Raw genomic sequence first — 13,765 nt, 5'->3', positions numbered from 1 at the left:
AGTGATCAGGAGGACAGAAACATGAGCCAAGAACCCAAGCAAGACAGCGTCCTGGACCCGATTGAAGACGCTATTTATGATTTGATGCGCGGCAAAGTGATCATCGTAGTCGATGATGAGGACCGCGAGAATGAAGGAGACTTCATTGCTCTTGCCGAACGTGCTACACCGGAAGTAATCAATTTCATGATTAAGGAAGGCCGGGGGCTGGTCTGCCTGCCGATTACGGCGGAACGTGCGGAGGAGCTGGATCTGCAGCCGATGGTCAGCCAGAATACTGACAATCATGGCACTGCTTTTACCGTGTCCATCGACCATAAAGATACCACAACCGGTATTTCCGCAGGTGAAAGATCCATGACCATCAAAGCGATTATGGACCCCGACGCCAAACCGTCCGATTTCCGCAGACCGGGGCATATGTTCCCGCTGATTGCCAAAAAAGGCGGCGTACTGCGCCGTTCCGGCCACACTGAGGCTGCTGTTGACCTAGCCCGCATGTGCGGCGCATATCCGGCAAGCGTCATCTGTGAAGTGGTCAAAGAAGACGGAGAGATGGCCCGGCTGCCGGATCTGATCGAGATCGCCAAGAAACATGATCTGAAGCTGATCAGCATCAAGGACCTGATCCATTACCGCAACGAGAAGGAGCATTTAGTCACCCGTGAAGTTTCAGTGAATCTGCCTACGGATTTCGGTCTTTTCCAGACGATTGCCTACACGAACGAAGTGGATGACAAAGAGCATGTCGCGCTGGTCAAAGGCGACATTTCCGGCGAGGAGCCGGTGCTGGTCCGTGTGCATTCCGAATGTCTGACCGGTGACGTGTTCCACTCGCACCGCTGCGACTGCGGGCCGCAATTTGAAGCAGCGCTGCGCCAGATCGAAGGTGCTGGCAGAGGAGTACTGCTCTACATGCGCCAGGAAGGCAGAGGCATCGGCCTCATTAATAAACTGCGTGCCTACAAGCTGCAGGAGGAAGGCTTGGATACAGTGGATGCCAACCTGAAGCTCGGCTTCCCGGCAGACCTGCGAGACTACGGTATCGGGGCACAGATTCTTAAGGATCTTGGCGTACGCCAGATCAAACTGCTGACCAACAACCCGCGTAAGATCAAGGGACTGGAAGGCTACGGCCTTGAGGTTGTGGAGCGTGTGCCGATTCAAATGCCGGAGAACAAGGACAACACGAATTATCTTCATACGAAGCAGGCTAAGCTGGGACATTTGCTGACGTTTGACAATATTGAACAAAATGAGGATTCCAAAATTTAACCATAAAACTAACTTGAAGGGTTGATGAGCACAATGCCGAATTATTTTGAAGGACATTTAGTATCCGAGGGTTTAAAATACGGGGTAGTCGTAGGACGTTTCAATGAATTCATTACAAGCAAGCTGCTGTCCGGCGCACTGGATGCGTTCAAACGCCACGGTGTTGCCGATGATGAGGTGGATGTGGCATGGGTTCCGGGCGTTTTCGAAATTCCGCTGATTTGCCAAAAGATGGCCGAAAGCGGCAAATATGATGCCGTCATCGCGCTGGGCACCGTCATCCGCGGTTCCACTACGCATTATGATTATGTTTGCAATGAAGTGGCTAAAGGGGTGGCAGCCATTAATCTCAAGACGGGTGTTCCTACTATTTTCGGTGTTGTCACGACCGAGAATATTGAGCAGGCCATCGAGCGTTCCGGAACCAAAGCAGGCAACAAAGGCTGGGATGCTGCGACGTCAGCAATCGAAATGGCAAACCTTAACAAGCTCTTTAAGTAAGACAGCCTCTTGACGAATTGGCTATAATCGTGCTTATTTATAAGTATAAGAAGAAAGCATGGACTATAAAAACCCTTTCTACTTGTGTAGCGTCCCTATAGCGGCGCTGCACTTTACTTTTTTTTGGCGGGAGGAAACCGCGTGACTGTATTGTACAAGCTGGAGACGTTCGAAGGTCCGCTCGATCTGCTCTTGCATCTAATTGACAAAGCGGAAATCGACATCCAGGACATTCCGGTCAGCGTGATCACCGAACAGTACATGGATTACCTGCAAACGATGCAGGAGCTTGAACTGGATATCACCAGCGAATTTCTCGTTATGGCTGCAACCCTGTTGTCCATCAAGAGCAAGCTGCTGCTGCCGAAGCCGCCGGTTATTGAGATCGAGGATTTCGACTATTACGAGGATGATGGATATGATCCGCGTGCAGAACTGGTTCAGCGGCTGATTGAATACCGTAAATTCAAGAACATTGCTGTGCAGCTGCTGGATATGGAGAGCGAACGCAGTCTGATCTTTACGAAGGAGCCGGAGGATCTGGGTCCTTTCGTGCCGACGCAGATTGATAACACACTGAAAGGGCTACATACGTCTGACCTCATCGCTGCATTCCGCAAGGCGCTGAGCAAGGCGGCTCGAAGATCCTCTTATCAGCGGATTACCCGAGATGAAATTTCAGTCAAGGACCGGATTCGTGATGTCTCAGAGGCGCTGCAGCGTAAAGGGGTGGGCGGCAGGTTGCGCTTCTCGGCGCTGCTGCATGATGAGATGGCCAGACATGAGATCGTGACTACCTTTCTGGCGATCCTGGAGCTGATGAAGATGAAGGCCATTTACTGTTATCAGGAGAAATTGTTTGAGGATATTGTGATGGAGTGGAGAGGAGGAGAGGAATTCAGTGGATTACAAAACGCTGAAATCGATTATTGAAGGATTGCTGTTTCTGTCTGGCGACGAAGGGTTGTCGGCGCGTCAAATTGCCGAGATCACCGAGCAGCGTCCGGATCTGGCGACAAGTGCGCTGGAGGAGCTGAAAGACGACTACATCAACCAGGGCCGCGGCCTGCAGGTCGTGCAGATCGCCGGGAATTACCGGCTGGCTACACTGCCTGAGCATGCAGCATATTTTGAACGGCTGGCCTATTCGCCTTCAAGATCTTCTTTATCCCAGGCGGCGCTGGAGACGTTGGCCATTGTGGCCTACCGCCAGCCGATTACCCGGGTGGAGATTGAGGAGATCCGCGGAGTAAAGTCTGAACGGGCGATTCATACGCTGAACAATAAGGATCTCATTCATGAGGTCGGGCGTGCCGAGGCTGTAGGCCGTCCAATCCTTTACGGAACGACGAAATCGTTCCTTGACAGCTTTGGACTGGCCAGCCTGAAGGAGCTGCCGGAGCCGTCTAACTTCGATAACTCCGACGGGCTGGAAGAGGAGACACAGCTCCTTTTCAGCAAGCTGGATAGCCAAATGACGTTCGATGATGTTGAGCAGCCGCAGGGTATGGAGGAGTAAAGTATCCTCATACGGATTAACTGAGAGCTGTAAATTTATGTTGAAATGCCGTTGTCTCCTAGGAGAGTAACGGTTTTTTTGCGTCCATCCGAATTTTTTCCAGCCAAGTATGCCATACTAAACCAAAGGTTCCTATTATAAGGATGCTTGGAGGGTAATCCGTGACGTTATGGCTTGTAATACCTTTGGCTCTTCTGCTGGTTGTCATTGTGTTGGTCCTGTCTTCTTCCATTCATTTTCACTTCCGATTGTGTAGACTTGGCAAGGATGACCGGGTGGAATTTGATATTAAGGCTGTATTTGGGTTAATTAAGTTTCATTATGAGCTGCCAGCACTCGTATATGAGGGTGTGGAGCGGGGAGTGAGGGTGAAGCTGGAAGAAAGCGGGATCGCACCCGTGAAGAAGGATTCCGATAAAGAGGAGCAAATTGACAAGGAGGCAGTGTCAGGCTGGATCGATAATATTAAGGCAGCGCTGCGGGCAACACGGGGGCTGAATACATGGCTGAAAGGGCTGATGGCCCATGTCAAAATATCAAAGCTCGACTGGTCGACAGATTTCTCGCTTGGCGATGCAGCCTATACAGCAACAGCAGCGGGGGCACTATGGGGAATGAAATGGAGTCTTATTGGCTGGGTTTCGCAATTCGTCCGGCTGCAGCACGCTCCGCGTCTGTTTGTGGCACCGGTGTTCCGCGATGAGCTGTGCTTCTCCACAGAGGCAGTTTGTGCGGGGAAACTGTCCTTGGCCTACACCCTTTACGCGGGAATTCTGCTGCTGCGCCGAATCACCAAAGTGGAGGGGGGACTGGCCCGGTGGAAACAGCTATTGAGCCACAAACATTAAGGGAAGCTCCAACTGTCCGGAAGAAAGAAATGACTTACATACAAATGTAGTGATATGGGAATGATATACGCTGTGGAAGAAAGAGTATTTCCCTAGAAGTTAAAGGAGGATAATAATATGAGTGACCATCCGATTCAAGGTCTGATGCAGACAGCGATGGAAAATATCAAAGGCATGGTGGATGTTAATACAATTGTCGGAGATCCTGTGGAGACACCGGATGGCAGCGTCATTCTGCCGATCAGCAAAGTGGCATTTGGTTTTGCCGCAGGGGGCAGCGACTTCCGGGTGGAGGATGATGCACCCGGTGTGAACGGCAGCGGATCCAACGTTAAAATGCTTCCATTCGGAGGCGGTAGCGGGGGTGGCGTATCCATTCGCCCGATCGCTTTTCTCGTAGTGGGCAGGGAAGGTGTGCATATTGTACCGCTTGATAATCAAACCCATCTGTTCGAGAAAATCATTGATGCAACTCCAGGGCTGATCGACAAAATCCAGAATATGTTCCAAAATGGAAATGGTGCTCCTGTCGGGGCGGAAGTAGTGGGTGTCCCTGTTGCAAAGCCAGCAGTTAAAACAGATCCTGCAGCCAGTAATTCATCGACACACTAGCGGAGAAATCAGGGATATCGCCTTAACCGGGCGGTATCCCTTTTTTTTTGAAATTTACCTAGTCGGTGTCCGCTCCTCATACATAGAGAGGACTTAAGAGAAGGACATACCTGTCAGCCTTGCTGCATACACTTGTACAACAAGTATGATCCGAGCCATAACCTGTCTTAAGAACTGAGAAGAAAGAAGCCGGAGGATGAACATGAAGAGATTAACTTTTAAATCGTCTTTGATCCTGATATTGTGCCTGCTGCTAGTTGGCTTGCTTCCACTGCCTGTACTCCGGGCCGAAAATAGTTCTATCTCCACTCATGCCAGGGCGGCGGCGCTGATTGACGTGGAATCCGGAAGGCTTCTCTACAGCAGCAGGGGAGATGAACCTATGCTGATCGCCAGTCTGACCAAAATTATGACCGCCATAGTGGCAATAGAAAATGGGGATTTGACCTCCAAGGTCAAAGTAAGCAAAACCGCTTTTGCGAAGGAAGGATCTTCACTGTTTTTGAAGCAAGGGGAAGAAATGAAATTGGAGGATATGCTGTACGGGATGATGCTGCGTTCGGGAAATGATGCAGCAACAGCAATAGCCGAACATGTCGGCGGTTCTGAGCAGGGTTTTGTCTATCTGATGAATCAGAAGGCGGAGGAGCTCGGTTTAACCCACAGTCATTTTGCCAATCCGCATGGCCTGGATGCCGAAGGCCATTATTCCAGTGCCAATGATCTGGCGGTGTTGACCGCCTATGCGCTCCACAATCCTGTATTCAAGGAAATCGTGAAGACGCAGGAGAAGACGGCGGACAATCCTTATGAGAAATGGGACTACAAATGGAGCAATAAAAATAAAATGCTGCGGCTCTATGAAGGGGCAGACGGCGTAAAGACAGGCTACACCAAAAAAGCGCTGCGCTGCCTTGTCAGCTCTGCCACAAGAAACGGACAGCAGCTGGTTGCGGTCACAATCAATGACGGAAACGACTGGAATGACCATGCATCCCTGCTGAATTTCGGTTTCAATCATTATCCCCTCAAAACATTAATCGAACGCGGTGAAGGGATCAGCGGATACAGCTACGTGACCAGCAAAGCCTTTGCCTACCCGCTTGGACAGGGAGAAGAGGCGAGGCTGTTTACCAAGCTTGAGCTGAAACGGGAAGCAGCTGCGCCGAAGCAGGCGCGCAGCAGCGATTTTGGCTTAAAAGGCGTGCTAGTCCTGCAGCTGGGCGGCCGGGAAATCGGCCGGATACCCGTTTATGAGCCGGAGCAGCTCCCTCCGGAACAGTCGGCTTATACCAAGAAGTACAGCGCGGCCCTAGCCCCTGCTTATCCGGCGGGGAACTGGCTGCAGGCGCTTGGCAGCGCGCTCCGGGCACTTTTTCAGCGGGGGGACAGCTGAACATATGTCGTTCCTAACATGTAGATAGAACCGGGATGGGGGAGGAGGGATACACATGATTAATGGAATCTGGCTCGGAATGATCCTGATCGGCTTCGTATTTGCCGCTGTGAACGGGCGGATGGACGAGTTTACAGCAGCCGTGTTTGACGGCGCCAAAAGCGGGGTTACGGTAAGCTTCGGCCTAATCAGCGTGCTGGTTTTCTGGCTCGGAATTATGCGGGTGGCCGAGGATGCCGGATTGCTCAGTAAAATCGCCAAGGTACTCGGACCCGTAGTCTCCTTTCTATTTCCCGATGTTCCGAAAGGCCATCCTGCGATCGGCTATATCCTTTCCAATATGAGCGCCAATCTGCTCGGCCTTGGCAATGCCGCAACGCCTATGGGCATCAAGGCGATGCAAGAGCTGCAAACGCTGAATCCGGACAAGGAGACCGCCACCCCGGCGATGTGCACCCTGCTGGCGCTAAATACGGCAAGTATTACGCTGATCCCGGCTACGCTGATAGCGATCCGGCTCAACTACGGCTCAGCCGATCCTGCCGGCATCGTCGGTACAACCCTGGCGGCGACTGCAGTCGCGACGATTGCAGCCATCGCCGCCGACAGGCTGTTCCGCAGGCTTACTCTTATGCGCAGGCCGCCGAAACCGCCGGCGGTAAAGTCCGGCGATTCAGCCGGAGGAAGCACAGCGCTTCCGCATTCTTCAATGAAAGGGTGAGCTTCCGTGTTCCAGCTAATCAGCCTTATCTCGGCCTGGGCGATTCCGGTCCTGATCACCTTTATTCCGCTATACGCCTATTCGCGCAAGATTCCAGTCTATGAGTCCTTTGTGGAAGGGGCCAAAGACGGCTTCGGCACGGCGATTGCCATTATCCCGCATCTCGTCGGCATGCTTGTCGCCATCAGCGTGTTCCGCGCCTCCGGTGCGCTGGATTTCTTCATGGGTTTCATCGCCCCGGCCCTCAAAGGCTTGGGTGTGCCGCCGGAAGTGCTGCCGCTCGGCCTGCTGCGTCCGCTGACAGGGACAGGCTCCCTCGCTTACACCACTGACCTGATCCGTGTCCATGGCCCGGACTCCTTGATCGGGATGATCGCTTCCACGATCCAGGGCAGTACAGATACGACACTGTATGTTCTGACCGTCTACTTCGGTGCTGTGGGTGTCCGCAACGGCCGCTATGCCCTTAAAGTCGGTTTGTTCTCAGACGTCATTGGTTTTATCGCTGCCATCGCCGTATGCCTGCTGGTGTTTGGGTAGCGGGCAACCGGGTGCCGCCGGAGTCTGCTTAATAGTCACGTGTTGGCGGGGATACTTTATCAATGAGAATCAGGCCGTCGAACTGCTCCTTCGGAACGAATTTCATCACCATCGGAGCAATGACCACCCTGGTGAGCCCGTCCTCAGCAGCATATTGAGGCTGAAATATCCATTTGTTGCTTGTGTTTGCTTTGCTGTGCTTGCTGAGGTCAACGAAGGTACTGGAGTATCCGCTTTGCATGATTCTTCCTTCTAAGGTTCCCTTTGGCATCGGCCCGATAGAGAATTCCTTCAATGTTGTAAGGTTTGCTGCTTTGCCCTTATTCATATAAAAGCCGACCACATACATCTTATCCTTCAGCTTCTGATGCAGCAGCTCGCCCATGCTGGTAAAGCTATTCTGCCATTTTCCTTGCTCGAAGATGCGCATGTCCGAAGTGTTTTTAGCCAAATGGTCGTTGTGGGCCCACAGTATGATCTTTTTTCCGGGGTATCTGACCTTCATCAGCCATTCCACATGCTCAGCCATTATTCTGTCCCGTGCCTCGTAAACTTCCCGCACATTGGCTACCTGCCCTTGCGTTAAAAAATGCACCCTGTCTTCCAGTCCTTTCAGAATTGTATCTGCTGTGTGGGGGGCACTGGGATAAATAGCGTCGAACTGTTGCCGGCGTTCCTGGATGTACCTGATGAATTCTTTATATTTAGGAACATACTTTTGAATGACTTTTGCTATTTGCTGCTGGTAAATTGGATTGCTCTTGTTCTCCAGAGCGTATTGTTCGATCAGCCCATAATAGGTTTTAATGGCTTCATTATCAAAGTCCATAAAGGCTTTGCCATAGTCCTTATTCACCTTAGAAATGAAACTGCGCGTAGCTACTGCAAACAATGGGGAGGTATACTGCATATCATATCCGGCCAGCTGTAAAGGCTTGTCCGTCTGGCGCGATTGTTTGATGTAGTTGAACAGCTCCAGGGTTTCTGCGGATTTCCAGACGTCAAATATTGAATTGTCCATCATCTCTGCGGCGGTTAATTCATCAGCAACATCGTTGACGACGGAAGCTTCAGCCAGACCTGATTCAAAAGCGATGACCTCAAATCCCAATTCCTCATGCAAATATTTTACCAGCCTCGTCTTCATGCTGGCGTATTCTCCTACCCGGTGAAAGTTCTCGCCAAGGCTAACGACCGTTTTGTCCTTCAGCAGCGGCTTCAGGAAAGAAAGATCACTGTAATCCTCGCTTGTCAGCGATTTAATCTCATGCGCGTATGGCAGCGGATTCGGAGCCGGCTGTGCGGCAGACACTAGGGACCCTCCAAGCAGCAGCCCAAGTACAGATGCAACTGTGAGCGTTCGAGTTTTCCATGATCCTTTAAACAACATACGTATTCCTCCATTGCTAGATATAGTGTAATTGCAGTCTCTTTAAGCCTAAGGTGCCCAAGCCTTCGTAACAATCGATTTACATGACTAATTCCTTACATGCAAATCATGTTATGTTCGCATGTGCTGTTCGCTATGAGGGGACGGTTTCTATGCGGCGCGAAAATTAGCACCAATTCCTCACCCTGCTCGCCTCCCCTTCATATGCTATTGCAGCAATACGGAGGGAGGCCGACATGGGATGGAATATAAAGGTTTTATTCTGCATCATTCCCGCTGTCCGTCTATTAACGGCAAGGGCTTTGACTTTTGGGTCGGGGCAGACGGCGGGATTTATGCCGCCCCGCTGCTGACAGATCCGGATTATATCCACGTTTGTCTGGAAGGGGATTTCGGAGCGGAAGACAATGTCCCTCCACTTGCGGGGCGCAAAGAGCAGTTGTTTACGGCAGGTAAATTGATTCTGGAGCTGGCTGCCCGTTACCACATTTCCCCTTTGCTGGTGGAACCACACAGCAATTCTTGTCCCGGAGCATTTTTTCCATGGAATGAACTTGTGATTTATGCCTCTGATGGTTATCATTAACCTGAGGTGAGTAGTCGAAAATGGAAAGATTACAGAAAATATTGGCGCAAGCAGGTGTTGCGTCCAGACGCAAGTGTGAAGAAATGATTTTGGCCGGTAAAGTGGAAGTCAACGGGGAACTCGTAACTACGCTTGGCACGAAGGTGGACCCCGAACAAGATATTATTAAAGTTTCCGGGCGTTTGATCCGGGGAGAGAACAAGATTTACATTATGTTTAACAAGCCCAAGGGTGTCATTACAAGCGCATCTGATCCCAAGGGCCGCAAGGTGGTTACGGATTACCTGAAGGGCATTAACGAGCGCGTATACCCTGTAGGCCGCTTGGACTATGATACGGAAGGATTACTGCTGCTGACGAATGACGGTGAGTTTGCCAACTTGCTCACGCATCCGAAGCACCATGTACCGAAGACGTATTTGGCCACGGTCAAGGGTGTGCCGCATGGCACTGCACTGGACAAGCTGAAGGCAGGCATTAAGCTGGAGGACGGTATGACCGCTCCGGCGGAAGTCGAATACAAAGATGTGGATGAAGTCAACAAAGAAACTGTAATCAGCATTACGATTCATGAAGGGCGCAACCGTCAGGTCCGGCGGATGTTTGAAGCGATTTCCCATCCTGTAATCCGTCTGAAGCGAATTTCCTTCGGAGATATTTTGCTGCAAAATCTCAAACGCGGCTCTTACCGCCACCTGACCAAAGATGAAATCAATCATTTGCAGCAAATGGCCAAGGCTGGAGCGCTTAAAGCAAATACGACACGCAAGGACACATAAAGTTCACATTTCCCCCTCCTAAAACTGTGACAATATTCGGTATAATGTTCATAGGATGTTCACACCTAACAAACAAAGTATGAGTTGCGTCACAGAAGGGGGCTTCGCGTGTGGGCAAAGCGAGAAAGCCGATTCAAATCGTAATTCTGTTTTTGATACTTTTGCTTGGAGGTTATGCAATCGGTTCCTCCGTATTCGGAGGAGACGGAAAACCCCGGGAGGGCGGAAGGGCGCCGTCCTTTGAACTGTTGGGACTAGACGGTTTGACCCATACGCTCGAAGAGTACAAGGGCAAATCGGTTGTGCTTAATTTTTGGGGCTCATGGTGCGGCCCTTGTGTGAAGGAAATGCCTGCTCTGCAGGCGCAGTGGGAGAAATGGAAAGATCAAGGTGTAGTGGTCGTGGGGGTTAACGTCGGCGAGGATCAGATGACAGTGGAGAATTTTGTTAAGCTTGTCGAAATTGATTTCCCGATTGTCATGGACACCGGACGGGATGCCGTCCGCAGCTATGGCGTATCCCCATTGCCCACCACCTTCTTTATTGATAAGAAGGGCAAAGTGGACAGCATTCATATAGGCCAGCTGGATCTGAACTCACTGGAGTCCCAGATCGGAAAGCTGGTGAACGAATGAAGAATCGGACGCCGCTGATCAGCAATACCAAATGCGAATGCGGGCATCAGAATCCGGTAGGTACCGTTCTGTGCGAAGCCTGCGGCAAACCGCTGGAGGAGAAGGAAAGTTCCTCGGGAGAGAATCTTGAAATGCGCTACGATGGAGTTGCCCGCCGTTCACAGCGTGTGAATCCCGGAGTGATCGACCGCGTGTGGAACTTTTTTTCCTCTGTCAAAATAGCGATTTACCTGATTGTGCTGACGCTGCTGGGCTCCATGCTGGGTACGATTTTCCCGCAGGAGAGTACTTTTCTGAACATTGATGCCTCAACGTATTACAAAGAAACGTACGGAACAGCCGGGAATATCTATTATAGACTTGGACTTTCGCACACCTATGAATCCTGGTGGTTTGTAACCCTGCTGGTAATGATCGGAGCTTCACTGGTGATCTGCAGCCTGGACCGCGTACTTCCGCTGTACAAGGCGCTCACCCGACAGAAGATCCGCAAGCACCGGCAGTTTCTGACCCGCCAAAAGGCTGTTCTGGTCACTGGTGTACAGGAAGATCCGGAGACTTGGGTGGCCGGAATTGTAGAGCCGCTTAAGAAAAAAGGCTACCGTGTAAGGACAGAGGGGGGCGCTCTGCTGGCTGAGAAGCACCGTTTCAGCCGCTGGGGACCCTATGTCATACATATCGGCCTGATTATTTTTTTGCTCGCCGTACTGGCGAGAGGACTTCCGGGACTGAATATGGATCAGCATCTCGCTTTTCCGCAAGGGGAAATGACTAGGATTCCGGATACCACTTATTATTTACTCAATGAGAAGTTTACAGTGGAATTTTACTCGGAAGCAGAGATGCCTGAGGAATTCCGCGGCAGGAAAGTGCTGCCGAAGCTGTATGAGACAAAGGCCAAGCTTTATGAATGCACCGCCGATTGTGCCGATCCTTCGAAGGAGCCGCAGCTCGCAGAGGTGATCTCCCATGATATTCGTGTGAATTCACCGCTCAGCTACAAAGGTTTGAAAGCGTATCAGTTTGATTATGATCTGACCCCTGTACTGCGCTCAGTACAGCCTGAGCTGGTGAATTCAGCTACGGGTGAGGCATTCGGCAAGTTCAAGCTGGAGATGAAGAACTCTCAGCGCATCTTTCAGGTCGGTCCCTACACCCTGGAGCTGAAAGAGAAATATATGGATTTCGGTCTGAACGAGGAGGGGCAGCCGGTATCCAAGTCACCTTATCCGAATGCGCCTGCATTCCTTTTTCTGATTACGGGGCCGGACCTGCCGGGGGAAGGGCAGCAATATTTCTATTTTCCGAAGGCGATTGACAAGGATCAGTTCCAGCAGCAGACGATCAACGATAAGCTGGGAGGCGGCAGCCGGTTTCTGGAGCTTGAAGTGAAGAGCATGAGCGATGTTGATTTTGCAGAGTCCACCTCCTTCCTCAATGTACGTGTGGACCGTGCAATGCCCTTTGTCTGGATTGGTGCCGGGATCGTAATGCTTGGGCTCGTGCTCGGCTTCTACTGGCAGCATAGACGCATCTGGCTGACGCTGGAGAACGGAGAACTTGTACTGGGTGGCCATACGAACAAGAATTGGTTCGGCTTCCGCCGTGAGATCGTTTCTATTCTGAAGAAGATAGACATGACAGTCGATGAAAAATCATTGGACAACGGAGGAGGCATGGCATGAGCTTGCTCGATTTCAGCAGTGATGTCTTTATCATCGCATTTTTCTTATACAGCGGTGCGTTTATGTTGTTCACAATCGCTATTATGGGGCGCAGGTGGTCTGGCAGAAAACCGGAAGAGCATACCGCGCGCTGGGGCAGAATCGCGTTTATAGTTTCCTCTTTGGGCCTCATTTGCCACATGGCTTATTTCATCACCCGCTGGATGGGATCGGGTCATATTCCGGTCAGCAATATGTATGAGTTCATGACCTTTTTATCCATGATGGTGATGGTTGCCTTCACAGTAATCTTCGCCATCTACCGCAAGATCATTCTCGGCGTCTTTGCGGTACCGATTTCCATCATCGTTATGGCTTATGCGGCAGTATTTCCGCAGGAGGTTCAGCCGCTGATACCTTCTTTGAAATCCATCTACCTGAACATTCATGTTACCCTGGCCGCCTTGGGCGAATCTTTCTTCGCAGTCGGCTTCGCAGCCGGTCTGATGTATCTGCTGCGCACAGTGAATTTCGACAGCGCGGAGCGGAGCGACCGCAAGCAGCAGCGGCTGGTCGAATTTACTCTCTTTTCGATCATTGTTATAATAGGGTTTCTTGGGAGCGTCTTTGCTTTTCGCGGCGCCGGATACGAAACTGTTTTCGTTCGTTCTAACGTTACGATTGACAGCCCCGGGCAGGAAGATAGTACAATAGAAAGAGTGAGCTATAAAATGCCGCCGATTGTGGCGCCGTATCATAGCGAAATTGAGCAATTCCAGTCGTTTCTCGGCATGAAGGAGCCTCTCTTCGAAGCGCCTTCATGGATGAATGGTGTCAATGCGGGACGGAAATTCAACACGGTTATCTGGTCGCTGATCTCCGGCACGCTTATCTATGGACTCCTGCGCCTCATTGCCCGCAAGCCGTTAGGCAAGGCCATACACCCGGTACTGGACGGAATCGATGAGAATGACCTCGACGAAATTACGTACAGGGCTATAGCCATTGGATTCCCGATCTTTACACTGGGTGCACTGATATTTGCCATGATCTGGGCTCAAGTAGCCTGGGGCAGATTCTGGGGCTGGGATCCCAAAGAAGTGTGGGCTCTCGTCACCTGGCTGTTCTACAGCGCCTATCTCCATTTGCGGCTGGCCCGCGGATGGCAAGGGCGCAAATCCGCGTGGCTTGCCGTACTCGGCTTTCTGGTCGTAATGTTCACCTTGGTGGGCGTTAATCTGGTCATCGCCGGGCTTCATTCTTATGCGGGGACGGACTGAGCAACTTTGTTTACTATCG

The 13,765-nt window shown here is 51.2% G+C and carries 15 protein-coding genes; 14 read left to right on the top strand and 1 reads right to left on the bottom strand.

From position 1 onward, the window contains the following. Window positions 1–21: 21 nt before the first annotated feature. The 9 genes from NST07_RS22875 to NST07_RS22835 all read left to right on the top strand — a co-directional run bounded on the left by NST07_RS22875 (window position 22) and on the right by NST07_RS22835 (window position 7,412). On the top strand, window positions 22–1,275 hold the full coding sequence (locus tag NST07_RS22875; RefSeq protein ID WP_341094597.1) for a bifunctional 3,4-dihydroxy-2-butanone-4-phosphate synthase/GTP cyclohydrolase II: 1,254 nt from the start codon (window positions 22–24) through the stop codon (window positions 1,273–1,275). A 33-nt stretch (window positions 1,276–1,308) separates the two neighbouring features. Next, window positions 1,309–1,776 carry a 6,7-dimethyl-8-ribityllumazine synthase gene (gene ribE / locus NST07_RS22870; RefSeq protein WP_054941407.1) on the top strand — a complete coding sequence of 156 codons (468 nt, stop codon included), beginning with the start codon at window positions 1,309–1,311 and terminating at the stop codon, window positions 1,774–1,776. A 141-nt stretch (window positions 1,777–1,917) separates the two neighbouring features. Next, window positions 1,918–2,709, top strand: coding sequence for a segregation/condensation protein A (locus NST07_RS22865; protein WP_038594609.1), 792 nt, complete (start codon window positions 1,918–1,920; stop codon window positions 2,707–2,709). After that, the gene (gene scpB / locus NST07_RS22860; protein ID WP_076108985.1) at window positions 2,678–3,295 is read left to right on the top strand and encodes an SMC-Scp complex subunit ScpB; all 618 of its coding nucleotides are present in this window, start codon (window positions 2,678–2,680) and stop codon (window positions 3,293–3,295) included. Before NST07_RS22865 ends, scpB begins: the two co-directional genes overlap by 32 nt. 161 nt (window positions 3,296–3,456) lie before the next feature. Next, entirely contained in the window at window positions 3,457–4,143 is a 687-nt protein-coding gene (locus NST07_RS22855) for a DUF2953 domain-containing protein (RefSeq protein ID WP_341379152.1), read from the top strand. A 117-nt stretch (window positions 4,144–4,260) separates the two neighbouring features. After that, window positions 4,261–4,755 carry a GerW family sporulation protein gene (gene ytfJ / locus NST07_RS22850; RefSeq protein ID WP_341094591.1) on the top strand — a complete coding sequence of 165 codons (495 nt, stop codon included), beginning with the start codon at window positions 4,261–4,263 and terminating at the stop codon, window positions 4,753–4,755. A gap of 196 nt (window positions 4,756–4,951) precedes the next feature. Then, on the top strand, window positions 4,952–6,151 hold the full coding sequence (locus tag NST07_RS22845) for a D-alanyl-D-alanine carboxypeptidase family protein (protein WP_341094590.1): 1,200 nt from the start codon (window positions 4,952–4,954) through the stop codon (window positions 6,149–6,151). Window positions 6,152–6,206: 55 nt separating this feature from the next. Beyond that, the gene (locus tag NST07_RS22840; RefSeq protein ID WP_341094589.1) at window positions 6,207–6,872 is read left to right on the top strand and encodes a nucleoside recognition domain-containing protein; all 666 of its coding nucleotides are present in this window, start codon (window positions 6,207–6,209) and stop codon (window positions 6,870–6,872) included. 6 nt (window positions 6,873–6,878) lie between these two features. Beyond that, window positions 6,879–7,412 (top strand): spore maturation protein, encoded by a 534-nt coding sequence (locus NST07_RS22835; protein WP_340897403.1) that lies wholly within the window; start codon window positions 6,879–6,881, stop codon window positions 7,410–7,412. Window positions 7,413–7,440: 28 nt separating this feature from the next. Here the strand turns inward: NST07_RS22835 and NST07_RS22830 are convergent, their stop codons facing one another. Further along, the gene (locus NST07_RS22830) at window positions 7,441–8,802 is read right to left on the bottom strand and encodes an erythromycin esterase family protein (protein WP_341094588.1); all 1,362 of its coding nucleotides are present in this window, start codon (window positions 8,800–8,802) and stop codon (window positions 7,441–7,443) included. Between the two features lie 241 nt (window positions 8,803–9,043). On the opposite strand from NST07_RS22830, the gene NST07_RS22825 reads away from it, so the two are divergent. The 5 genes from NST07_RS22825 to ccsA all read left to right on the top strand — a co-directional run bounded on the left by NST07_RS22825 (window position 9,044) and on the right by ccsA (window position 13,746). Beyond that, window positions 9,044–9,388, top strand: a complete 345-nt coding sequence (locus NST07_RS22825; protein WP_341094586.1) for an N-acetylmuramoyl-L-alanine amidase — start codon at window positions 9,044–9,046, stop codon at window positions 9,386–9,388. Window positions 9,389–9,408: 20 nt separating this feature from the next. Further along, on the top strand, window positions 9,409–10,167 hold the full coding sequence (locus tag NST07_RS22820) for a pseudouridine synthase (protein WP_038594591.1): 759 nt from the start codon (window positions 9,409–9,411) through the stop codon (window positions 10,165–10,167). 110 nt (window positions 10,168–10,277) lie between these two features. Continuing rightward, a complete protein-coding gene (resA, locus tag NST07_RS22815) occupies window positions 10,278–10,802 on the top strand; it encodes a thiol-disulfide oxidoreductase ResA (RefSeq protein WP_038594589.1) in 525 nt (174 codons plus the stop codon). Next, a complete protein-coding gene (locus tag NST07_RS22810) occupies window positions 10,799–12,487 on the top strand; it encodes a cytochrome c biogenesis protein ResB (protein WP_341379150.1) in 1,689 nt (562 codons plus the stop codon). Before resA ends, NST07_RS22810 begins: the two co-directional genes overlap by 4 nt. After that, window positions 12,484–13,746 carry a cytochrome c biogenesis protein CcsA gene (ccsA, locus tag NST07_RS22805; protein ID WP_341094582.1) on the top strand — a complete coding sequence of 421 codons (1,263 nt, stop codon included), beginning with the start codon at window positions 12,484–12,486 and terminating at the stop codon, window positions 13,744–13,746. The genes NST07_RS22810 and ccsA overlap by 4 nt, the downstream gene beginning before the upstream one ends. The last annotated feature ends 19 nt before the right edge of the window (window positions 13,747–13,765 follow it).

The organism is Paenibacillus sp. FSL L8-0340 (genome assembly GCF_038593145.1).
Taxonomy (GTDB): Bacteria; Bacillota; Bacilli; order Paenibacillales; family Paenibacillaceae; genus Paenibacillus_AQ.
This window is presented reverse-complemented; position numbering and strand designations above follow the sequence as displayed.

Excerpts from the sequence above, each read along its gene's own strand:
- NST07_RS22875 (WP_341094597.1), top strand. The coding sequence starts at position 22 with ATGAGCCAAGAACCCAAGCAAGACAGCGTCCTGGACCCGATTGAAGAC.
- ribE (WP_054941407.1), top strand. The coding sequence starts at position 1,309 with ATGCCGAATTATTTTGAAGGACATTTAGTATCCGAGGGTTTAAAATAC.
- ytfJ (WP_341094591.1), top strand. The coding sequence starts at position 4,261 with ATGAGTGACCATCCGATTCAAGGTCTGATGCAGACAGCGATGGAAAAT.
- NST07_RS22845 (WP_341094590.1), top strand. The coding sequence starts at position 4,952 with ATGAACATGAAGAGATTAACTTTTAAATCGTCTTTGATCCTGATATTG.
- NST07_RS22840 (WP_341094589.1), top strand. The coding sequence starts at position 6,207 with ATGATTAATGGAATCTGGCTCGGAATGATCCTGATCGGCTTCGTATTT.
- NST07_RS22830 (WP_341094588.1), bottom strand. The coding sequence starts at position 8,802 with ATGTTGTTTAAAGGATCATGGAAAACTCGAACGCTCACAGTTGCATCT.
- NST07_RS22825 (WP_341094586.1), top strand. The coding sequence starts at position 9,044 with ATGGAATATAAAGGTTTTATTCTGCATCATTCCCGCTGTCCGTCTATT.
- NST07_RS22820 (WP_038594591.1), top strand. The coding sequence starts at position 9,409 with ATGGAAAGATTACAGAAAATATTGGCGCAAGCAGGTGTTGCGTCCAGA.
- NST07_RS22810 (WP_341379150.1), top strand. The coding sequence starts at position 10,799 with ATGAAGAATCGGACGCCGCTGATCAGCAATACCAAATGCGAATGCGGG.
- ccsA (WP_341094582.1), top strand. The coding sequence starts at position 12,484 with ATGAGCTTGCTCGATTTCAGCAGTGATGTCTTTATCATCGCATTTTTC.